General features: G+C 48.4%; 18 protein-coding genes. 13 read left to right on the forward strand and 5 right to left on the reverse strand.

Annotation, left to right across the window (positions count from 1 at the left end; translation table 11 throughout):
- The first annotated feature begins 130 nt into the window (after window positions 1-130).
- The 3 genes from dapF (at window position 131) to ABCW47_RS10520 (ending at window position 2,720) form a co-directional block, all read left to right on the forward strand.
- Window positions 131-1,009, forward strand: coding sequence for a diaminopimelate epimerase (gene dapF, locus ABCW47_RS10510; protein ID WP_343209873.1), 879 nt, complete (start codon window positions 131-133; stop codon window positions 1,007-1,009).
- Between the two features lie 86 nt (window positions 1,010-1,095).
- The gene (locus ABCW47_RS10515; protein ID WP_343209874.1) at window positions 1,096-2,211 is read left to right on the forward strand and encodes a DUF3810 domain-containing protein; all 1,116 of its coding nucleotides are present in this window, start codon (window positions 1,096-1,098) and stop codon (window positions 2,209-2,211) included.
- Window positions 2,208-2,720 carry a dCTP deaminase/dUTPase family protein gene (locus ABCW47_RS10520; protein ID WP_343209875.1) on the forward strand — a complete coding sequence of 171 codons (513 nt, stop codon included), beginning with the start codon at window positions 2,208-2,210 and terminating at the stop codon, window positions 2,718-2,720. Before ABCW47_RS10515 ends, ABCW47_RS10520 begins: the two co-directional genes overlap by 4 nt.
- A gap of 67 nt (window positions 2,721-2,787) precedes the next feature.
- Here the strand turns inward: ABCW47_RS10520 and ABCW47_RS10525 are convergent, their stop codons facing one another.
- Window positions 2,788-3,531, reverse strand: coding sequence for an SDR family NAD(P)-dependent oxidoreductase (locus ABCW47_RS10525; RefSeq protein WP_343209876.1), 744 nt, complete (start codon window positions 3,529-3,531; stop codon window positions 2,788-2,790).
- Between the two features lie 2 nt (window positions 3,532-3,533).
- Window positions 3,534-4,208, reverse strand: coding sequence for a GntR family transcriptional regulator (locus ABCW47_RS10530; protein ID WP_343209877.1), 675 nt, complete (start codon window positions 4,206-4,208; stop codon window positions 3,534-3,536).
- A gap of 176 nt (window positions 4,209-4,384) precedes the next feature.
- On the opposite strand from ABCW47_RS10530, the gene ABCW47_RS10535 reads away from it, so the two are divergent.
- On the forward strand, window positions 4,385-5,479 hold the full coding sequence (locus ABCW47_RS10535; protein ID WP_343209878.1) for a mandelate racemase/muconate lactonizing enzyme family protein: 1,095 nt from the start codon (window positions 4,385-4,387) through the stop codon (window positions 5,477-5,479).
- Between the two features lie 92 nt (window positions 5,480-5,571).
- Here the strand turns inward: ABCW47_RS10535 and ABCW47_RS10540 are convergent, their stop codons facing one another.
- Window positions 5,572-7,389 (reverse strand): leucine-rich repeat protein, encoded by a 1,818-nt coding sequence (locus ABCW47_RS10540; protein WP_343209879.1) that lies wholly within the window; start codon window positions 7,387-7,389, stop codon window positions 5,572-5,574.
- Window positions 7,390-7,572: 183 nt separating this feature from the next.
- Between ABCW47_RS10540 and ABCW47_RS10545 the strand changes: the two genes are divergently transcribed.
- On the forward strand, window positions 7,573-10,125 hold the full coding sequence (locus tag ABCW47_RS10545) for a winged helix-turn-helix domain-containing protein (protein WP_343209880.1): 2,553 nt from the start codon (window positions 7,573-7,575) through the stop codon (window positions 10,123-10,125).
- A gap of 74 nt (window positions 10,126-10,199) precedes the next feature.
- Here ABCW47_RS10545 and ABCW47_RS10550 read toward each other — a convergent pair whose 3' ends face one another.
- Window positions 10,200-12,905, reverse strand: a complete 2,706-nt coding sequence (locus ABCW47_RS10550) for a transglycosylase domain-containing protein (RefSeq protein ID WP_343209881.1) — start codon at window positions 12,903-12,905, stop codon at window positions 10,200-10,202.
- Window positions 12,906-13,190: 285 nt separating this feature from the next.
- On the opposite strand from ABCW47_RS10550, the gene ABCW47_RS10555 reads away from it, so the two are divergent.
- The 4 genes from ABCW47_RS10555 to ABCW47_RS10570 all read left to right on the forward strand — a co-directional run bounded on the left by ABCW47_RS10555 (window position 13,191) and on the right by ABCW47_RS10570 (window position 17,370).
- Window positions 13,191-13,862: a YigZ family protein gene (locus ABCW47_RS10555; RefSeq protein WP_343209882.1), complete on the forward strand. Its 672-nt coding sequence runs from the start codon at window positions 13,191-13,193 to the stop codon at window positions 13,860-13,862.
- Window positions 13,863-13,902: 40 nt separating this feature from the next.
- Window positions 13,903-14,622, forward strand: a complete 720-nt coding sequence (locus ABCW47_RS10560; RefSeq protein WP_343209883.1) for a tRNA threonylcarbamoyladenosine dehydratase — start codon at window positions 13,903-13,905, stop codon at window positions 14,620-14,622.
- Between the two features lie 73 nt (window positions 14,623-14,695).
- Entirely contained in the window at window positions 14,696-16,036 is a 1,341-nt protein-coding gene (locus ABCW47_RS10565) for a replication-associated recombination protein A (protein WP_343210060.1), read from the forward strand.
- Window positions 16,037-16,074: 38 nt separating this feature from the next.
- Complete coding sequence (locus ABCW47_RS10570) at window positions 16,075-17,370, forward strand: AI-2E family transporter (protein WP_343209884.1); 1,296 nt, start codon at window positions 16,075-16,077, stop codon at window positions 17,368-17,370.
- A 185-nt stretch (window positions 17,371-17,555) separates the two neighbouring features.
- Here the strand turns inward: ABCW47_RS10570 and ABCW47_RS10575 are convergent, their stop codons facing one another.
- Entirely contained in the window at window positions 17,556-18,056 is a 501-nt protein-coding gene (locus ABCW47_RS10575) for an SEC-C metal-binding domain-containing protein (RefSeq protein ID WP_343209885.1), read from the reverse strand.
- A gap of 519 nt (window positions 18,057-18,575) precedes the next feature.
- On the opposite strand from ABCW47_RS10575, the gene ABCW47_RS10580 reads away from it, so the two are divergent.
- From ABCW47_RS10580 to ABCW47_RS10595, 4 genes are all read left to right on the forward strand, one after another.
- Window positions 18,576-18,794 (forward strand): hypothetical protein, encoded by a 219-nt coding sequence (locus tag ABCW47_RS10580; RefSeq protein WP_343209886.1) that lies wholly within the window; start codon window positions 18,576-18,578, stop codon window positions 18,792-18,794.
- A complete protein-coding gene (locus tag ABCW47_RS10585; protein ID WP_343209887.1) occupies window positions 18,795-19,391 on the forward strand; it encodes a uridine kinase family protein in 597 nt (198 codons plus the stop codon). It begins immediately after the preceding gene.
- 262 nt (window positions 19,392-19,653) lie between these two features.
- Window positions 19,654-20,427 carry a sigma-70 domain-containing protein gene (locus ABCW47_RS10590; protein ID WP_343209888.1) on the forward strand — a complete coding sequence of 258 codons (774 nt, stop codon included), beginning with the start codon at window positions 19,654-19,656 and terminating at the stop codon, window positions 20,425-20,427.
- Between the two features lie 219 nt (window positions 20,428-20,646).
- A complete protein-coding gene (locus ABCW47_RS10595) occupies window positions 20,647-21,786 on the forward strand; it encodes a carbohydrate kinase family protein (protein WP_343209889.1) in 1,140 nt (379 codons plus the stop codon).
- Window positions 21,787-21,890: the final 104 nt, after the last annotated feature.

Raw genomic sequence — 21,890 nt, forward strand, 5'->3', positions numbered from 1 at the left:
TTTGTGATGGTTTGCCGCCGCAATGTTTGTTTGCGGCGGCACTTTTTTGCGCTTATCCGATATACTATATAGTAAAAGTGCTGACTTTTTCCAGTTATTATCTGACTGGAGAGGGTTACAGGGGGCTGCTATGTTTTTTACGAAGATTCATGGCTGCGGAAATGATTATATTTTCCTGGACTGCCGGCAGGATCAGCCTGAGCAGCCGGGTTTCCTGGCCAGGAAGCTCTGTCACAGAAAGACCGGTATCGGCGGAGACGGGCTGGTTCTTCTGCTCCCTTCCGACTGTGCGGACTGCCGTATGGTGATTTATAATCCCGATGGTTCTGAAGCGGAGATGTGCGGCAATGCGATCCGGGGGATCTGTTATTTATATAATAAGCTGACCGGCGAGGAGAAAGATATTTTGAATGTGGAGACTCTGTCCGGTGTCCGGGAGTGTCTGATTCACAGAGATTTCACGCCGCTTCAGGTAACAGTGGATATGGGAGAACCTGTGATTAATCCCAGAAAGATTCCGGTACTTTCAGAGCGGGGCGTTGTGATCAACGAGGAAATACAGATTTTGGGGGAGACCTTTACCATGACTTGTGTTTCCATGGGAAATCCTCATGCGGTGGTATTTGTGGAGGATGTTTCCCATATTAAGCTGGAGGAGATTGGAATTCCATTTGAACATAACTTACGTTTTCCCAATCGCACAAATGTGGAGTTTGTCCAGGTTATCAGCAGAGAGAGGGTACGCGTACGGGTGTGGGAACGGGGCACCGGGGAGACGCTTGCCTGCGGTACGGGAGCGTGTGCGGTTGTGGCCGCAGGTGTTCTGACCGGACGGCTTTCCCGAAGTGTTGAGGTCATGCTGCCAGGCGGAAATCTTCATGTGGATTATGATGAGGTGACCAATCATATATGGATGAGCGGCCCGACGGTCATGGTTTTCGACGGGGAGATTGATCTGGATCATATGCCGCCGGAGTTCAGAGTGCTTCCGGAAAACTTTGGAAGCTGACAAAACTGGACACAGGTGGGAATTTGCTTTAACATAGAACTATAGAAACGAATGAGAAAACAGGAATAAATATACAGGGGTATGTAATGAGAAAAAGACTGAAAAAGAAGCTGTGGATGCTGCTTGCGGGTCCTGTCGGCATGATTTTGATTCTGGTTGCCCAGACGGTGCCTGATTTTGCGGAGAAGATATACGCGGGAGGTATTTACCGCGGCCTTTCTGCCGCTCTTTCGGGGCTTACCGGGCTTCTTCCTTTTTCTCTCATGGAAGTGGGAATAGTTATTTTGATTCCCGGTGTTCTATGGATTGTGATCCGATTTGTGATGAAGCTCGTGAAGGAGAAAGAGACAAGAAAGGAAAGGCTGATTTCCGGAGGTTTGAATATACTCTGTGCGGTCAGCCTGATTTATTTTATTTTTGTCATTACCTGCGGCGTAAACTATTACCGGTACTATTTTACACAGTACAGCGGCCTTGAGATTACCCAGTCCAGTACCGAGGAACTGGCGCAGTTGGTGGAATCTCTGCGGGATACTGCAAACGACCTGAGAAAAGACCTGCCGGAGGACGCGCAGGGGGTTGTGGTTATGGATTACCCGGATTATAAATCCATGGCGGAGGCATCCAGAGAGGCAATGGTTTCGCTGGGAGAAGTTTATCCGGTGCTTGCCGGCCCGTATCCCCGGCCCAAACCGGTGCTTTTTTCACGCTTTATGTCCTATACCAGGACAACCGGTGTCTTTTCCTGTTTTACAATGGAGGCCAATGTGAATACGGATGTGACTGGTTACACGATTCCGGCGTCCATGTGCCATGAGCTGGCTCATTTGAAAGGTTTTATGCGGGAGGATGAGGCAAATTATATTTCTTATCTGGCCTGTAGAAATTCCGACGATATTCGGTTACAATATAGTGGAGTTATGATGGCGCTTGTCTATGCCGGCAATCAGCTTTACCAGAGCGATGCGGAACGGTATGCCAGGGTCCGCCGGGGGTATTCGGATGGAGTGGACGCCGATCTGAAAGCGGAGACGGTTTATTGGAACGAATTTGAACAGTCCCTGGTCGGGACGGTCTCGGACAAGGTTAATGATGTTTATCTGAAGGTACAGAAGCAGACGGATGGAACCAGAAGCTACGGCAGGATGGTGGATTTGCTTCTGGCGGAATACAAACAGAAAAAGGAGAGCAGGACACCATGAAACGTGCAGGGCAATTTGAGAAAGTTACATTTGGACAGTTCAGAGCGGATTGGGCGGATACATTTGGAGAAAATGATGTTGAGGTGATACGGAAAATATATGACGCTATCCCATTGCCGGCCAGAGCTACGAAGGGATCGGCAGGTTATGATTTCTTTGCCCCGCTTGATATAACGCTGGCGCCGGGAGAGAGCATCAAGATTCCTACCGGTATCCGTGTGCGGATGGAGGAAGGATGGGTATTAAAGTGCTACCCCAGAAGCGGGCTGGGCTTTAAGTTCCGGCTTCAGATGAATAATACCGTGGGAATTATTGATCAGGATTACTATGAATCGGACAATGAGGGGCATATCTTTGCTAAGATTACCAATGATACCAGGGAAGGGAAGACGGTGGATATACCGGCTTGTACCGGATTTATGCAGGGTATCTTTGCAGAGTACGGGATTACCTTTGACGACGATGTGTCAGAGAGCAGAAACGGCGGTTTTGGAAGCACAACGAAATAATAGAATAAAGCGGACGAGTCCGCACGAAATAGAAAAGAGCCGCATACCACGGCTCTTTTCTATTCTATTAATATCCAAAGGCCAGTGCCCCGCCGTCCACCGCGAAGTCCTGACCGGTAATATAAGACGCCCCTTCGCCCAGAAGGAAGCTTGCCATAGCTCCCAGATCCTTTGGATCACCAAAGGCGTGTACCGGCATTCGTGCCAGAATGGCGGCTTTGCGTTCCGGGGTCATAACCTGTGTGCTCATTTCGCTGGGAAACCAGCCGGGAGCAATGCTGTTGACACAGATATTGTCGTTGGCCCATTCCACCGCCAGACCTCTGGTCATACCGCAGACGGCAGCCTTGCTGGTGCAGTAGGGGACGACCTCGCTGAACCCCAGGTGAGCCGCCATGCTGCTGATGTTGATAATCCGGCCTTTAAAACGGCTCTCCCGCAGATAGGGATAGCATATCTGACAGAGAGAAAATACGCTGGTCACATTCACATCGAGAATGTGGAAAAAATCATCCAGGGGAAAGTCTTCCGCCCGGCACTTCTTTGTAATTCCAGCATTATTAATCAGAAAATCCAGACCGCTCTTTGACGCAATGGAGCCAATCAGATCTTTCATTTTATTCGTTTCAGTAATGTCACCGGTCAGGTGAATGACATTGGGATGTGAGGGGGCAAGACCGTCCTTTACCTTCCCGGACCGGCTGATGACATAAACAGCGGCGCCTGCCTCTGCCAGAACGTTTGAGATAGCATAGCCGATACCGCTGCTTCCGCCCGTTACAATACCAATATGATTTTCTAATTCATTCATGTTCATACCAACCCTTTCTTTCCCAAATTCATTTTCACATTTGGATTCTGATTCTGCAGCATTTTTAAGGACTTTATCAGAGAGTGATTAATATGCAGGACTATGGCGTCCCTGGCATCTGCTTCATTTTCTCTGAGAAGGGCATCTATGATGGCTGCATGCTGCTGTACATTACCTGTCCGGCTGTCCCGATCCTGCTTTGCCGAATAGACAGCCAGGCGGAGCTGGCGGATCATCAGGCCGCGGTACATGCTGGTCAGGATATCATTGCCGGTAACTTCGATCAAATAAGAATGGAACAGCGTATCAAGACGGTATTCTTCCAGAGGGTCCGACAGCGTAACTGCACGGAATCGGCTGTCAAATTCCAGCAGCCGGCTTTTGGAATAGAGCGTGATATATTTGGTGCTGACAGTAGGTTCGATCAACTTGCGGGTCTGATAGAGATCATCAATTCCTTTCTCGGTAAAAGGCGTAACCCGCATCCCCCTGCGGGGAAATATATCGACCAGATTGTCTTTTTGAAGAGCCAGGAGCGCTTCGCGAAGCGGAGTCCTGCCAAGTCCTGTTTCTTCCAGCAGCTGTTTTTCGCTGAGCTCCTGGCCGGGCAGATAATCACAGGAAATGATTTTTTCGTATAGATAATCATATGCCTGGTTTGTCAGTGCTTCTGCCAATTTTATCCCATCCCTTCTCTTCCTTGTTTTAAATGTGAAATATCAGATATATACCTATTAGAATAGCGAAAAACTACATGAATTTCAAGATGAAATAGAAAAAAATATAATTGAAATATATTTATAGCCATTATATAATAAATGTAATATATCAGAAACGGAAAGGGAGATAAAATATGAGTCACAGCAATACAGAGATAAAAGATATTCGTATATTCCAGGCTGTCAGCCAGCTTAGCCGGCCGATTGCGGATGCTACCCATGAGATAAGCAAAATCGCTTTTTATGTGCTGGAGGTGGAGACAAACGGCGGCGTCACCGGGCAGGGATACCTGCTCAGCTTTCATTACAGCCCCAATGGGATCGAAGGGGCGCTGAAGGATTTAAGGAATTTTGTGATGGCGCGGGAATACCAAATATATGAGACAGCGAAGGTACAGAGCGATTATGAGATAGAAAGTGAGTACTTTGGAATACCGGGACTGCAGCGGTGGGCACTGGCAGCACTGAATGTAGCTATGTGGGATGCCTGGGCCAGAACCCTTGACCAGCCGGTATACCGCCTCTTCGGCTGCAATGTAAAACCAATACCTGTCTATGGCAGCGGCGGCTGGATCAGCTACACGGATGAGGAATTGGTGGATGAGGTTGTGGAATACAAAAAGAGAGGCTTCACCGCGGTCAAGATTAAAGTGGGAAGTCCGGATATGGAGAGGGATGTGCGGCGGCTGAACCTGGTGAGAGAAGCGCTGGGACCGGACGTTAAAATTATGATGGATGCCAATCAGGGAATGGATGTGCCTTCCGCGGTGAAGCTGATCAGCAGAGTAGAAGAGCTGGGGATTTTCTGGTTTGAGGAGCCGGTGAGCAATACTGATTTTGAAGGATATGGGACGATCCATTCCAAGACGAAGGTAAGTCTTGCCATGGGAGAGAGAGAATATTCTGCTGCGGCGCTGCGGGAACTGATCAGAAGGGGGGCGCTGGATCTGTGGCAGCCGGACCTGATCCGTCTGGGCGGCGTAGAAGCATGGCGGGAGAGTGCGGCGCTGGCGGCTGCCTATCACATTCCGGTGCTTCCTCATTATTATAAGGACTATGATGTACCGCTGCTGTGCACGGTAAGCAATCCTTATGGAGCCGAGAGCTTTGACTGGATTGACGGCATCATTGATGAACCTATGGTGATAAAAAATGGGTTTGCACTGCCAAGAACAGGCAGCGGCTGGGGATTTCGGTTCCTGCCGGAGCATAGGACAGAGATCAAATAATAACCGAATAAAATAGGAGCAGCTGTCTAGCTGCTCCTAAAAACAATAGAACCGGCGTGGCGCTGACCATGCCGGTTCTATATATAAGAGCTTTAATCCTTCGTTGTCTTCACTACCGCGAAGGGAGACAGGCTTGTAAAGCTGCCCCTGACAGTGCTTCCATCTGCCGGGAGGGTATAGGTTTCCAGCACTTTCTTCTTACAGTGCAGGATGGTAAGCATTTCACCTTTATCTGTCTTACTTACCGGGAATTCCACATACAGGATTCCTTTATAAGAACCAGAGCTCAGGCTGATATTATAGAGAGCGGTCAGCTGACCGGCTTTGCGGGACCGGAGGATATCGTCGCAGGCATAGCAGGAGCCTGCTTTGTGCAGGCCTTCTTCCTGCACAGACAGGACGGCATCTTTGGAAAAATAGCCGGACACGGTTATGCCGGAATCCTCATGGGAGAGGGTACGCCAGAGATATTCCGGCCCTTCCCCGGTGTAGCAAAAGCGCGCGGTGACAGTGACCGCTTCCGCAGGCATGATGAAGGAGGTATCAGGGCTGTCAGGGTGGGAAAAGGAGCCGCCGCCGGAAGAAATCCAGCCGTCGAAGGAATAGCCGTTATCCGGTACGGCCAGCAGGGAAATGGAGGTGCCGGGGACAAAGGAGGCGTCAGTTCCCACAGAGATCCTGCCGCCCGTATCCGCCAAAAGAGTGAGGGGATAGGTGATGGGGGCGGGGATAAAGCCGGGACTGCCGCCTGGTTCCTCTTGAAGGGTCCAATTGGGCAAACGGAGGGTATTGTTCTTCCAACTCTCGGTATAACCTGCTGCCCCGGAGGGGTAGAAGATTGTGCCGCGGAAAGAAACATTTGAAAAAGTATTGAGGCCAACGGCGGGGGGGAGGGTACTGCGAAAGGACAGGGAGTTCAGGTTGGAACAGGCGGCAAACGCATAATTCTCAATGGATTCCAGAGCAGCAGGAAAGGTCAGGGCTGTCAGGCTTTTGCAGGCGGCAAACGCATAATCCGCAATGGAGGTCACGCTTCCCGGTATAAGGAAGGAAACGTCTTTTTTTGTCATCGGATAGAGAAGAAGGGAGGTCATGGCGTAATTATAGAGCACGTTGTCCTGTGCTTTAAAATATAGATTGCCTTGAGCCACAGATACCGCCTTCAGGTTTTTACAGCCGTCAAACGCAGAATCTCCAATGGATTCCAAACTACTGGGAAGGATCGCACTATCCAGACTGCGGCATAAGAAAAATGCCCTATACCCGATAAACTCCAGTTGACCGGGCAGAACTGCATCCTTTAAATTAATGCAGTCGTAAAACGTATAATCCCCAATGGTTCTCAGGCCGTCCGGAAAGCGTACAGCTGTAAGTTGGGAAATAGTAACGAATGAAGAAGGATCGTTTTTTATCTGGCTCAGGCTGTCCATAGCAGAGAGATCCAGGGAGAACAATTGAGTCCAGCCGCTGCTATCTGTAAACCGCTCCAGCAGATACTTCCAGTTATAAGCGGTAATTTCCGCCGCCTTGCCGGTGAGTTTGATCCCGGTAACATCCGCTGACTTTTTCCCCGACTCACTTAGGGCAGTATCTATGGCATCTTTCATACTGTTGGCACCCATGCTGGTATTGTTGTCATTGCTGTCAAACGTCACTTCGAGGATGTTCTCAGAAGGATCGGCTGCGGAGAGGGTATAGTCCCCGGATAGTGGTTTCAAGGCTGCATCAGCAGAGCCGGGAGAGCCAGGGGCTCTTTGAACGCTGATTTTTTGTGGGGGGGGGTATAAACCGCTGGACTCATTTTCCGTATGGTTCCGGGCCAGACAGACCGTACCGGAGAGCAGAACGGTGCCAAAGAACAGGGCCAGGCATAACAGAAGTTTTTGGTATATCGTTGGAATGTTTGTCATAGTATGTTCCTCCTCTCAGTTTCCTGATCGCTGATTCACGATTGTTGCTTTCAATAAAGCGTAACACAGCAGAGGAAAAAGAAAAATCATACGGTATGAGGTTTTTGAAAATTTATTCTTAAATATGTTATAATAAAAAAAGTTTATGAGGGTTTTTATTATCAATGGGGAGAGTACAAGAAGATGAAGAGAAATCCGCTTTTTTTAAGTGATAAGTTTATGCCGGCAAGTCTTCCTGAGGTGTGCGCGCCGCGCAAAAACCTGCTGGCGCTTTTGGACAAGGCCGCTGAGGATGGCTTTGTATTTGTATCCGCTCAGGGCGGCAGCGGCAAGACGGTGAGCACCCTGCTGTGGCTGAACAGGAGCAGACGTATTCCTGTTTGGATTGGACTGGATAGTTTCGACAATTCTCCGTCTGTATTTTACAAATTGCTGGCGACCGGACTATACTCGCTTCAGCCGGATAATGAAAACATGAAGAAAATTCTGATGGACACAGCTTTTTCCGCCACGCCGGTAGAACATACGGTGGAGCTGATGAGCGAAATGTATCTGGAGGACCGGCAGTACGTGATCGTGCTGGACGACTTCCACCTGATTAAAAGCGGAGAGATCATCAAATCCCTGCCGCTGGTGCTTCGCCGCCTGCCCCGTGCCTTTACCGTTTTTGTTCTGTCGAGAGGAGAGGTTCCAGATGAATTTCGGCCGCTGCTAAAGGACGAAAAAAAGGATGTGATACGCCGGGAAGACTTGCGTTTTACCGAATCTGAGATCCGGCAGTATCTGAATATCAGAGGGCATTTCCTTACACCTGATGAGATAAAGTTTGCCTATATGGCCACGGATGGCTGGGCCATCGGCGTCAACGCGATCGCGATGTCCGGACAGATTGGGGGAAGAGGGGAATATGATTTTGCTGATTTCTTTGAGGATTTGACCTGGAATACCTGGGATGATGAACGGCGGGACTTCTGTATCCGGACTTCTATAGTGGATGAATTTGATACAGAGTTGGGAAGCGCGCTCTCCGGAAGAGAAGATGCCCCGGAACTTATGGAGGCTTTGAGCAGGTCTAACTCTTTTTTGAGCCGCCTGCATGGTGACACCTACCGTTATCACCATCTGTTTCAGGAATTTTTGCAGAAACAGATGCATGGATGGGCTGTAGATGGGGTCATGCTGTATAAGACCGCGGCCCAGTATTATAAGGATCACGGAGACTATTCCCATGCGCTGCGCTATTGGCTTATGAGCGGTGATTATAAGGGGACGGACAATTTCCTGTTTTTATTTTTATTCCGGGGCCACAAAAACGGTGTGGCTGATTATGCGGACTTTCTTCACAGTTTTTTCATGGAGTCGCTCCCGGAACGTGCGGCCAGAGAGGCGCCGGTCCTTCATGTCCTGTATGCATGGTACTATTACCTTACAAGCCATTTTGAGGAATATGCGAAACATATGGACGCCATTATACGCAACCTGCCCCGTATAGCAAAGGCGGGAAATGAGTTTGTGGAATTTGCCATGCTGGCCTTTCATGTGGATTACCGCAAACCGCTGAAAACTCAAGTTACATTATTTAAGATGTTCGGGAAGGTGCTTAAATTTTATACACCGTCGGGACTTGCCACCAATATTGCATCTTTTACCCATAACCTGCCTTATATGCACCGAAGCAACAGAGATTATTCGGAGATTGCCTTAAATCCGGGGATTCTGGATAAAATTGACAATACCTTTGCGCCGCTGCTGGGCCCGGAATGGAAATATCTGCGCCCCGGTATCCTGGTTTCTTTTACATATGAGCGAAATCAGCTGGAAGACGCGCTGGAGCAGAATACCGCGGTCCTCCGCCTGATCGGACCGGAGAATAAACCGGACGGCCGCATCTGCGTGATGATTTTACAGCATAGTATCCTCTGGCAGCTTGGACGTTTTCAGGAGGCGGGAAAGGTTATGGACGACCTGAATGAGTTCGTGGATGCATCTGCTCAGTATTTTCTGCCGAATCTTACTGCCTACCGCACAAAGCTGAGATTGTTTCGGGGCGACAGGGCCGCCGCCGCGGCATGGATGGACCAATACTATGTGACGGAGACCGACCACATAGAGTTCTTCCGGTCTTTTCAGCATTTCACCACTGCGCGGGCCTATGCCGCGCTGGGGAAGACGGAGAAAGCACTGCACTATCTGCTGCTGCTCAGAGAGTTCGGGAAGAATCTGAACCGGCCTCTGGACCGGTGCGAGGCAGGGGTGGTTCTGGCTTCTTTGTACTGGACGATGAACCAGAAGAAGGAGGCGGAAGCGGAGCTGGAGGCGGCACTGGAAATTCTGCAGCCATACGGCTTTATACGTGTGGTTGCGGACGAAGGAGAGACAGTTGTGCCCATCCTGAAGCGCATCCTGTCCAGAGTGAGTGAAAAGGATTACGCAGGCCCGCTTACCCGTTCTTACATCAATGAGGTGATGCTTGCGGCACATCGTTTTGGAAAGGATCATGCAGGATACATGGCCGGGGTGATTAAAAGGAAGGATAAGCCTCTTAAGCTGTCAAAGCAGCAGGCCTATATGCTCACATTGCTTTCTCAGGGGTACAAAAATGCTGACATCTCAGAAATAACCGGACTTAGTATCCCAACGATTAAATCCCATACGGCTATTGCCTATAAGAAGCTGGGAGTAAACAATGCGATGGATGCCGTGCTGAAGGCCAGAGAACTTGGAGTGATTGAATAGATTAAGGCTAAGCATAACGAAAGCCCCATGTGACACTGTCACATGAGGCTTTTTCCAGTTTTATTATCGTTTCCTTACCCGACCGGAGTCGTACCGCCGTCCCCGGTATTTCCGCCGGGATCGCCGCCGGTGGGTTCATCTGGAATATCCGGCTCCGGGACATCCGGAGTGTCAGGATCATCTGGATTGTCTGGGTCCGGGTCCTCCCCTTCGCCAGGGTCGGGATCAGGAGGAATCACAGTTTCTGCACTGTGCTCTTTGCAGATAGAATTTTTTATAGATGGTTTCAATACATAAGGCGTATCATCCGTGGACGATTTTTCATCCTTAATCAGATACACGGCTGTCTCTGTCTCCGGACAGAACTCATTCGCTATCTTACCCGAAGATTTACATATGGTAAGTTTTACATGACAGTCGCAGGGTTCTGTGGGTACTGTTCCGGATGCAAAATACTCCGTCGTCACCTTCGAACCTCCCAGCGCATTGGAGCAGAGGTCGGGGACCGCCAGCTTGCCGCATTTTGTACAGATCGTGGCACTGGTAATACCGTCCGGCTTTTTAAAGCTTTTGGTTTTCAGTTTTGCGTGGACTTCCTCCATAATCATGCGCCATAAGGTTTTGTGATAGTTCACACTGCTCTGGCGCTCATTGTTGTCGTAGCCGCTCCAGATTGTTGCAGTGTAATAAGGAGTATAGCCGGTGAACCAGATATCATTATAATTGGAAGTAGTACCGGTTTTACCTGCCTGAGCCATATTGACCCGGTTAAATTTGGCCAGACGTCCGGTTCCGTTTCCTGCGGAAATAACATCTTCCATAGCGTGAGTCAACAGCCATGAAGTGGTTTCTTTCATGACACGCTTTCCTTTGGTTTCCGACTTATCCAATAACACCTTGCCGTCATGGTCCACTACTTTTGTGTAAAAGGTAGGCTCATTATAAACACCCTTATTGGCAATGGCTGCATAGGCAGCGGTAAGCTCCAGGTTGGAGACGCCGTGAGTCAGGCCGCCCAATGCGGTGGACAGCTGGATATCGGAGTAAATACCATCCTCACGCACCTCTTTGTCCACGATTGAGGTAAAGCCCAGTTTCATCAGATAATCATAGGCTACCTGAGGAGTCACCTTCTCCATGGTCTTGACCGTTACAATATTCATAGAAGCAACGATGGCGTTGTGAATCGTACTGAATCCACGATAACGGTTGGTCTCCCAGTTGTTGACCTTTTTGCCGTTTGGATAGTAGTATTCTGCATCGTCAAATACGGTTCCTAATGTCATGCCGGAGGCATCCAGGGCGGGCAGATAAGCGGCTACAACCTTGAACGTAGAACCCGGCTGCCTTACTGTGTTGGTGGCACGGTTTAAGGTACGGCTGGCGACTTTCTTGCCCCGGCCGCCCACAATGGCCTTTACCTGTCCATTGGACTGATCCATCAGAGTGAAGGAAATCTGGGGCTGCTTGGTCATGGTGATCTTCTCACCGATCACCTCGTCCGTATCTTTTACCACCGATTTTTTGAATTTATTGGTAATGCTCTTGGCTTGCTTCTTGGAACTGAAATACAAATTCTTTCCGATCCCGTTTTCAATCATATACTCTTTGACATGACCCTCGGAATAGTGGGTCTGGGTTCCGTCCTCATGCTGAATCGAAAGAGCATAAGTCAGCTCCTGGGTGGAATTGCTGGGATAGTTGGATTCATCCTTCAGCACTTTATCACAAATCTTCTGAATATCCGGGTCCTGAGTTGTATAAATGCTTAATCCGCCGCGATAGATGGCATTGATAGCTTTGGTATAGGAATAACCCAGTTCCTGCTGAAGATCTTCAATTAACTGGTCAATCAATGCGTCGACAAAATAGGAATTGACCGTGGAGCTTTTATCCGTAAAGTCCTGATTGACTACCTGAATCCGGTCATAGACGTTGTCATCCAGCGCCTCCTGTTTCTCCTGGGCATTGATGAAGCCCTGCTCCTCCATGTAATCCAGAATGATAGCACGCTTTTCAGCATTATTTTCCGGGTGGGAGATAGGATTGTAAACAGAAGGATTCTGTGTAATTCCTGCAATAACAGTTGCCTCGGACAGATCCAGCTCATTGACTGGTTTATTAAAATAGCGGTAAGAAGCCGTCTGGACGCCCAATGTGTTCTGTCCCAGATTGATGGTGTTCAGATAGTATTCCAGAATCTGATCCTTATCCATCCGGTCTTCCAGCTGGATGGCCAGATACTGTTCCTGAATTTTTCGCTTGACCTTCTCGATAAATTCCGGCTCGCTTCCGCCTTCGAAGACCTGATTTTTCAGAAGCTGCTGGGTGATCGTGCTGGCGCCGGAATCAAACTTTCCTTTAACAATGCCGTCAACTGCGGCACGGAAGATTCCTTTGATGTCAATTCCGTGATGGGTCCGGAAACGGGCGTCTTCAATAGCTATAAAAGCATTCTGCACTACTTCTGGAATCTGGTCCAGAGTGACATAGGCACGGTTGGCGTCGGAGCCGACCAGTTTCTGTATCTGCTTGCCGTTGGCGTCAAACACGGTGGTGGAAAATCCCTCCGGCGCTACATCAATCCCCTCTATGCTTGGAGCAGAATCGAGTACACCCTTAATTGCCCCCAGTCCTGCCGCGCCTCCGACAATAACCAGGGCGACAATACAGGCCAGAAAGACGCGGAAAACAGAAATTCTGGCTTTCGATCCCATTTTTTTGGAAGTGGAATTGACCTTTTTCTGTTTATTGATTGTATTTTTTTTACTGTAGTTCATATAAAGCCTCCATTTTTCAAGGCAGAATGGATCGCTCTGCCTGACTCATGTGAGCGGAAATGCACACGATAGCCGGTTTGTTTTTTGAACAAAATAAAAGGATGGGGAACCCATTTCACGAACCGACCGGCACTTCCCGGATGTTTAACGAGGAATCCAAAAAGCCGGAAAACCCCGTATTTTCGCTTTCCCCACCGCTATAGTATAGCAAAAAAAGAAATTGAAATAAAGCGAAAAATAAAATATAATATTTTCATAATAATTATGAAAGGATTTGTTCACAGGATGGTAGAGGGATTGTACGTTGTTCTGGAAGGCGGAGAGGGAGAGATCACGGAGAAAAAATCCCGTTTTATCGGGAACGTTTTCCCAGTGAAATCTGAGGAAGAAGCCCTGGCCTGCCTGGAACAGATCCGGAAAAAGCATTACACAGCTAATCATCACTGCTTTGCCTACATTATCGGGGAGAGACAGGAACTGGTGCGCTGCAGCGACGACGGAGAGCCCTCCGGTACGGCCGGGCGGCCTATTTTAAGTGTACTGCAGGGAGAGAACCTATATAATGTGCTTGTGGTTGTGACCCGCTATTTCGGCGGGACGCTCCTGGGGACAGGAGGACTTGTCAGAGCCTACACAAAGGGTGCGGCGGAAGGGTTGGCTGCCAGCCGCATCGTGGAGCGCCTGCCTGGAGCGGAGACCGAACTTACCATGGACTACACCGATCTTGGCAAGGTTCAGTATATTGCAGGGCAGATGGAACTGCCGGTGCTGGATACGGTCTATGAAGAGCAGGTCAAGATGCGGATATTGCTGCCTGTCCCTCTGGCGGAAACGTTTGCCAAAAAGGTGACGGAAGGAACCAATGCCAGGGTGAAGATGAATAAATTGAGAGATGTGGAGTACGGGGTTGAGGGGAAGAACGTTGTACTGATTAATGAAGAGGGAAATGAAGAGTGAAATTCACTTTGTTTCTTTTCTGTTTATGGAAGGTGGTTGAATGTCTCAGCGTTTTGTCAGGATGAAAAGGCTGCTCGGTGTGCCGGCAATGGAGCGTCTGGCTGTAGCAAGTGTGATTGTGTTCGGCGTGGGCGGCGTGGGATCTTATGTGGCCGAGGGGCTTGCGAGAGGCGGTGTGGGCCGCCTTATTTTGGTGGATGACGACCGGATTGCGGAGAGTAATATTAACCGGCAGATTCATGCGCTGAGTGATACGGTTGGCAGGATGAAGACGGAGGTTATGAAGGAAAGAATCCTGCAGATTAACCCGGAGGCGGAGGTTGTGACCTGTGAGACTTTTGTTCTTTCGGATAATGCAGCTCCTATTCTGGATCTGGGGGCGGATTATGTTGTGGATGCGCTGGATACGGTGACGGCTAAGATTGCCATTGCCACAGAGGCGAAGAAACGAAGTATTCCGGTGATCAGCTGTATGGGAACCGGCAACAAGCTTCACCCGGAGCTTTTGAAAATCGGTGATTTATTTGACACGAAGGTTTGCCCGCTCTGCAAGGTTATGAGGCGGGAGCTGAAAAAAAGGGGTGCGGATAGTCTGAAAGTGTTGTATTCTGAAGAGGTACCGCTTACTCCCATTGAGTTTTCGGAAGAAGAGGGAAAGCATGGCAAGCGGGTGACTCCCGGCAGTGTTTCGTTTGTCCCTCCCGTGGCCGGTCTGATGATCGCGGGGGAAGTGATTCGGGAACTGACGGGGCAAAATTGATGTACGACAATAGTAGAATCGAGTAAAATACGGATTTTTCGGATCTTGGAAATAGAAGGGCATGGAGATTACTATGGATTTATTTGACTATATGAGGGAGAATACAATGGAAAAAGAGGCTCCCCTTGCCGGCCGGATGCGTCCGACCAGTCTGGAAGAGGTGGTGGGGCAGGAGCATATTATTGGAAAAGATAAACTGCTTTACCGCGCGATTAAGGCGGATAAGATCAGTTCTGTTATCTTTTACGGGCCGCCCGGAACCGGGAAGACCACTCTTGCCAAGGTAATCGCAGCAACAACCAGCAGTCTGTTTACCCAGATCAACGCCACTTCGGCCGGTAAAAAGGATATGGAGACAGTTGTAGAAAAGGCAAAAGAGAACTTGGGAATGTACGGAAAACGCACGATTCTGTTCATTGATGAGATTCATCGGTTTAATAAGGGTCAGCAGGATTACCTCCTTCCATTTGTGGAGGATGGAACGATTATATTGATCGGTGCTACCACGGAAAATCCTTATTTTGAGGTAAACGGAGCTCTCATTTCCCGCTCCATTATCTTTCAGTTAAAGTCATTGACGGCGGAGAATATTAAAACCCTTCTGAAAAGGGCGATATCGGACAAAGAAAAAGGGATGGGAACCTACAAAGCGGTGATAGAGGAAGATGCCCTGGATTTTCTGTCGGATGTGGCCAACGGGGATGCCAGGAATGCCTTGAATGCCCTGGAACTGGCGGTCATGACTACAGAGCGGGGTGAGGACGGCCTGATCCGCATTACAATGGACGTGGCCTCGGAGTGCATCCAGAAGAGGGTGCTGCGCTATGACAAAAACGGGGATAACCATTACGATACCATATCTGCATTTATCAAGAGCATGCGGGGGTCAGACCCGGATGCCGCTGTATATTATCTCGCCCGGATGCTGTATGCCGGGGAGGATGTGAAATTTATCGCACGCCGTATTATGATCTGCGCTTCGGAGGATGTTTCAAACGCAGATCCCAATGCTATTGTTGTGGCAACCGCCGCGGCTCAGGCCGTGGAGCGGATCGGGATGCCGGAGTCGCAGATTATCCTGTCCCAGGCTGCTTCTTATGTAGCCTGCGCGCCGAAGAGCAATTCTGCCGTTATGGCGATTGACGCGGCGATGCGTACGGTGCGGGAGGAAAAGACCGGCACGATACCACCCTATCTCCGGGATGCTCATTACCCTGGATCAAAGGATCTGGGCAACGGGATCGGATATCAGTATGCACATGATTTCGAGGAACATTATGTGGAGCAGCAGTATTTGCCGGATGAACTGAAGGACAGAGTGTTTTATGTTCCGGGGGATTTGGGATATGAGAAACAGATAAAGGAACGTTTAACCAGGCTTCGGAACAGGAAGAATCTGGATAACAGGAAATAAGTAAATGAGCGGCGTGGCTGCGGAAAGCACAGGGAAAAATGAAGGATCAGGAGAATTTTAAAAAATATCTATACGCGGGCCTCACTGCGCTTGCGGTGATTGGAGCCGGTCTTATTTTGATCTTTATTGTGTTTAAGATGGGAACGATAAAGGATAGTTTTCGCTGGCTTGCGGGTATATTAAGCCCGTTTATCTATGGTTTTGTGATCGCCTATCTGCTGGTGCCGGTATTTAACCGGACGCAGAGAGGGGCGGCAAAGGTGCTGCGCAGGCAGATGTCCAATGAGAGAACGATTGAGAAGATTTCCAAGATTACCGCAACTCTGGCCAGCGTACTGTTTATCGTGCTGATCGTGGGCGGTCTGCTGGCTATCATTATACCGCAGGTGGCCTACAGTATTATGTCTATTGTAGGGGATATCCCTCAGATGATTAATAAAATCCAGACCTGGTTTGAAAATATATTTGTGGATAATCCGCAGCTGGAAGAAACAGCGGTAATGCTGTCAGAGAAGGTGCTGACCTATTTCCAGAACTGGGCTACCAAGGATCTGATGCCTCAGCTCAATACTTTTGTCGGCGGCCTTTCTTCCGGTATTTATTCCACACTGATGGTGATGAAGAATATCGTTATCGGCCTGATTATTGCGGTTTATATGCTGAACATGAAGGATAAATTTGCCTGCCAGGGGAAGAAGGTTGCATACAGCTGCATGAAGATCGACTGGGCAAATGAAGTGATTGGCGGCCTGCGCCATGCCCATCAGGTATTCGGCGGTTTTATCAGCGGCAAGCTATTGGATTCTCTTATTATCGGCATACTCTGTTTTATCGGTATGACGGTGTTCAATATGCCCTACGCGATGCTGATCAGCATTATCATCGGTGTGACGAATATCATACCGTTTTTCGGGCCGTTCATCGGCGCGATTCCCAGTGCCCTGCTGGTACTGATTGTAAATCCGATTCAATGCATTTATTTTGTTCTCTTTATTCTGGTATTGCAGCAGATTGACGGCAATATTATCGGGCCGAAGATCCTGGGGGACTCCACGGGGCTCCCTGGCTTCTGGGTTATGTTTGCAATTTTGCTCTTCGGCGGCCTGTTTGGATTTGTGGGAATGATCGTGGGCGTGCCGACCTTTGCGATTATTTATTCTTTTATCACGTTCCTTGTAAAGCGTTCTCTCAGCAGGAAGCACCTTCCGGTGGAGACGGAGGAATATGAAAATCTGGAACGGATTGAGCCGGATGGAAGTGTGGTGTTTAAGAGGAGTAATGAAAAAGGCAATGAAGAAGGAATAGGGAAGAAGAAAGAACGGAAAGGCAAGTAAAAAAGAAAAGATGAAGAATGAAAGGCTATGGCAGAGTTTTCTGACCATGGCTTTTCTTTTTGTCCGGGTAATTATTTGCCGCGTTTGCGGTATACATGATATTTGGTGTCTTTTCCTTTGTCTTTCTATATTAAAGAAGAATGCGCGGCCGGGAATTCCGGCCGCGCACGTTTCGTTTCCTTATATTATCTTCCGCAGCAATTCTTATATTTCTTGCCGCTGCCGCAGGGGCACGGATCGTTCCGGCCCACTTTTTTGCCCTTTACTACGGTATGGGACTTTTTCTGTTCCAGATATAATTCTTTTCTTCTCTCCGGTGTGAGGATAGCGTCCCACTGAGGAAGCTCATAGAGCCAGTCCGCTTTTGCACCTACCATATTATAGTATAATTTTTCTTTATCAAAATCCAGGCTGACTACGGTATTCTCATCCATCTCTTCAATTGGATTTTTCTCTTTCAGACTGTCGTTGATTCCGTCTAAGAATCCTACAAAATAATTTAATTCCAGGCCGTAACGTTCCGCCAGCTCTTTTACCGTCCCGGATACGGCGGCATCCGGCTCCGACAGCAATTTTTCATAGACGCCTTTTTCCATATCAAAATAAGACAGCCAGAACAGCTGCTCTTCTTTTTCGTTCATTTCCCTCTGGTAGGCATAGGCTCTCCAATCAGTAAGTAAACTCATATTTCTTCTCCTTTACGCGTTTTCTGCTGTTTTGTAGTATAGCATCCTTTTTTTCTTCTGACAAGATGTATAAACCGTGTCAAAGCGGTGATACTATGATTAGTCCCAAGTACAAATTACAAGGAACGGGACCGATTACGAATGAAAAGAAAAACTACTTATCCTCCCCTTTGGAAAATCCTTCGGCGCGTAACCGCGCCGGGGGATTTTCTCTTTTTTGTCCGGGGCAAATGGAAGAAACGTACTCTGATATAACAATTTACGAATCTGCAGCTGCGGGCCTTTGAATCATAGACACTGATTTTCCCTATACAGAAACGTTTTTAAGAAGCCGTTTTCCAGTACATCTGGTTGCGGCTTTTTCCTTTTTCGTGTATAGTATTTTGTATATTTTGTTAATGTTCTATCCGGATATACAAACTGTAAAGATTAGGGTGTCAAAACAGTGCGCACTGACTCTGTGTATAGCACCTACGGTGCTTTTGACGCCCTAATCTGTAAAGAAAGGAAGTATCACTCTTGAAAAAATTAAAGCGTATTCTGGCCTTGACCGGTGTTATACTGCTCTGCGGACTCTATGTTGCCACGCTGATCTCCGCCATCTTTTCCACACCTGCCACGGCAGGACTGTTTAAAGCCTGTCTGTTCAGCACTTTTTTTATTCCGGTTTTTCTCTATGCCATTCTGCTGATCTACCGGCTTACCCATAAAAAGGATGACGAGCAGGGGGAATCGTAAATGTCTGCACTGGACAAACTATGTGAACGGATTAACCGGGAGCTGCCGGAGAAAGAGTTTGTGTTCTTGGGGATAGACGGCAACTGTGCTTCCGGGAAGACAACCCTGGCCGGCTATCTGAAAGAAAAGTATGACTGTACAGTCTTTCATATGGATGATTTCTTTCTGCCTGAGGTGAGGAAAACGAAGGAACGATTGAGTGAACCGGGCGGAAATGTGGATTATGAGAGATTTCAGGAAGAGGTGATGAAGCCCCTGACTGCGGGGCGGGATGTTACCTATCAGAGATATGACTGCGGGGCGGGCTGCCTGGCGGAACGGATTTTAGTAAAAAGTAACCGGCTTGCAGTGATAGAGGGAGCCTATGCGCTTCATCCCTATTTTGGAAATCCTTATACGCTCCGGATTTTTCTTTCCCTACCTTTTGAAGAGCAGAGCCGGCGTATCCGAAAGAGAAACGGCGACGCCATGCACGAGCGTTTTGTAAGTGAGTGGATTCCCATGGAAAATAAGTATTTTGATCATTTTAAAGTCCGTGAAAGCTGTGATCTGGTACTGGACGCTTCAACGTTTGTTACCGATAAGCGTCGGTGGTGAAAAACAGAACTGAACATGAGAACAGGCTGGCAGCATTTCGCTTCCAGCCTGTCGTGTAGTGTATATGTAAAATTGTAAACCGCAAATTTAACAGATGCCTTGATTATAGCGGTAGCAGATTGGGTTGTCAATAGGCTTTTTTTCAATCGAATTCCTTGACAACCCAATTGTTGTAAAATACTATATTTTTATATGATAATAATATGAGAAAGAACCGAATAATGTCGAAAATAGTCTGAAAATAAATGGAGGGAAGGCGTGAATGGATAAAGAGTCGTTTCAGAATAGGTTGAGGGATATGGTGGAGCAGGCCCAGATAAAAGGAAATGTGCTGACCCAGGAGGAAGTCCGGAGATTTTTCGGAGAACTGAAGGAAGAGCAGATGGACCTGGTTTATGCCTTCCTCGCGGAAAATCAGATCCGCGTGAAGGGCTATCTGCCGCCGGCGGTCGTGAATGAAGAGACGGAGGAAGAGACAGAAGAAGATGAATTTGAACTGCTGGCAAAGGATTCTGCCTTTCTCGCCATGTACAAGGATGATCTGGATCAAATTGCTTCCTTAACCCAGGAAGAGGAGGATTACCTGTTTGAACGGTTTCTGAACGGAGATCAGGCGGCGAGAGCGCGGCTGATTGAGGGAAACTTAAGAATGGTAATAGATGCGGCGATGACCTATAAGGATCAGGGAATAAACCTGGAAGATCTGATTCAGGAGGGAAATATCGGACTGGTTATGGGACTGGAAGCCGCCCGGGAGGAAGCCAGCAGCAGCTGGCGAAATGAGGTGGAACGCGCAGTGCTGGATACCCTGGAGCAGGCTGTTTATGAACACAATAATCAGACCGCACTGGGACAGAAGAGCACGGTGCAGTCCGATCTGGTTCAGGAGGCGGTTAAGAAATTCGAGGAGGAAAACGGCAAGAAACCGGATATTCATGAACTGGCGCAGTTTCTGGATATGGATCAGGACGAACTTCGGGCCGTGCTGAATCTTTCGGTGGACGCGATAAAACTGGAAGAGCATCATCATCACTGAGTAAGGAAGAGGGAGGAATGGAAGGGAAAGTGAAAGTTGCGGCAAAGCCGCAAGTGAAAAATGTCCCTTCGGGACAGTGAAAATCACACTTTGTGTGAGTGAAAATAGGCCAGGTATTTATGTTTGCACCCAGTGAAAAAGGAAGAATGATATATGTTGTGAAAAATAGATATGCTGGGGTATAAAAATAGAATGAATATAGAAGAAGGAGAGAATAAAATGAAGAAGAAAACAGCGGTTGTGGCGGGTCAGATTTGTCTGGATTTATGTCCGGTTTTTCCGCCGAAGGAGAACAAAAGGGTGGAGGATGTGCTGCTGCCCGGCAAGCTTACCAGTGTGGATGATTTTGAGATGTTTTTGGGAGGAGCTGTTCCCAATACCGGTCTTGCGATGCAGAAGCAGGGTGCTGATGTCCGCTATATGGGCAAGGTTGGAAAGGATTCTTTTGGCGATGTGATCCGGAATATGTTAAAGGCAGCCGGCGGCAGTGCGGATTACCTGATTACAGACGAGAAGGTTAATACTTCCTGTACGGTTGTGCTGGCTCCCAAGGGTCTGGACCGTATGTTTGTACAGTATGCAGGTGTGAATGATACATTCTGCTACGATGATATTCATTTTGAGGATATTAAAGATGCGGCCCTGTTCCACTTTGGATACCCTGGTATTATGAAGCAGATGTATGTGGACGGCGGCAGTGAGATGATCAAGATATTTAAGAAAGTCAAAGAGATGGGGGTTGCCACGTCTTTGGATATGGTTATGATTGATCCGGCTTCCGAGGCGGCTAAAACTGATTGGAGAAAGCTGATCAAGGAGATCATCCCCTATGTGGATTTCTTTGTTCCAAGTGCTGCGGAGCTGGCATTTATGATGGACCGGCCGTTATTTGACGAGTGGCTTCGCCGGGCAGACGGCGGTGATGTGACGGAACATCTGTCCATCAGCAAAGATATCAAGCCTCTGGCGGATCAGCTGATGGAGTGGGGCGCGAAGGTTGTTCTGATTAAATGCGGCCTGCCGGGAATATATCTGAGGACGGCAGATGAGGAGACGCTGGCGAAGGCTGGCTCTCAGGTGGCGGATTATCTGAAATCATGGGCAAATGAGGAGCGCTTTGAGGAAAGCTATGTTGCAGAAGTGGTGAAATCAGGTGTCGGTGCGGGAGACACTACCATTGCCGCCTTCTTAAATTCCATGCTGATGGAATATCCGCTGGAAAAATGCCTGCAGTATGCGGTAGGAACCGGCGCTTCCTGTGTGGAGGAATATGACTCGCTGACCGGCGTGATGACCTTTGACCAGCTGGAAGAGAGGATTAAGAAGGGCTGGAAGAAGCAGGGGCTGTATAGGGAATAAGGAAGGAAGAAGGAATAATGAAGAAGGAATAATGAAGAAGGAATAATGAAGAACGAGTGAAAGTTGCGGCGGGGCCGTAAGTGAAATTGTTTTTGAATGATGGG

It is taken from the genome of Anaerolentibacter hominis, assembly GCF_032380675.1.
Classification (GTDB): domain Bacteria; phylum Bacillota; class Clostridia; order Lachnospirales; family Lachnospiraceae; genus Anaerolentibacter; species Anaerolentibacter hominis.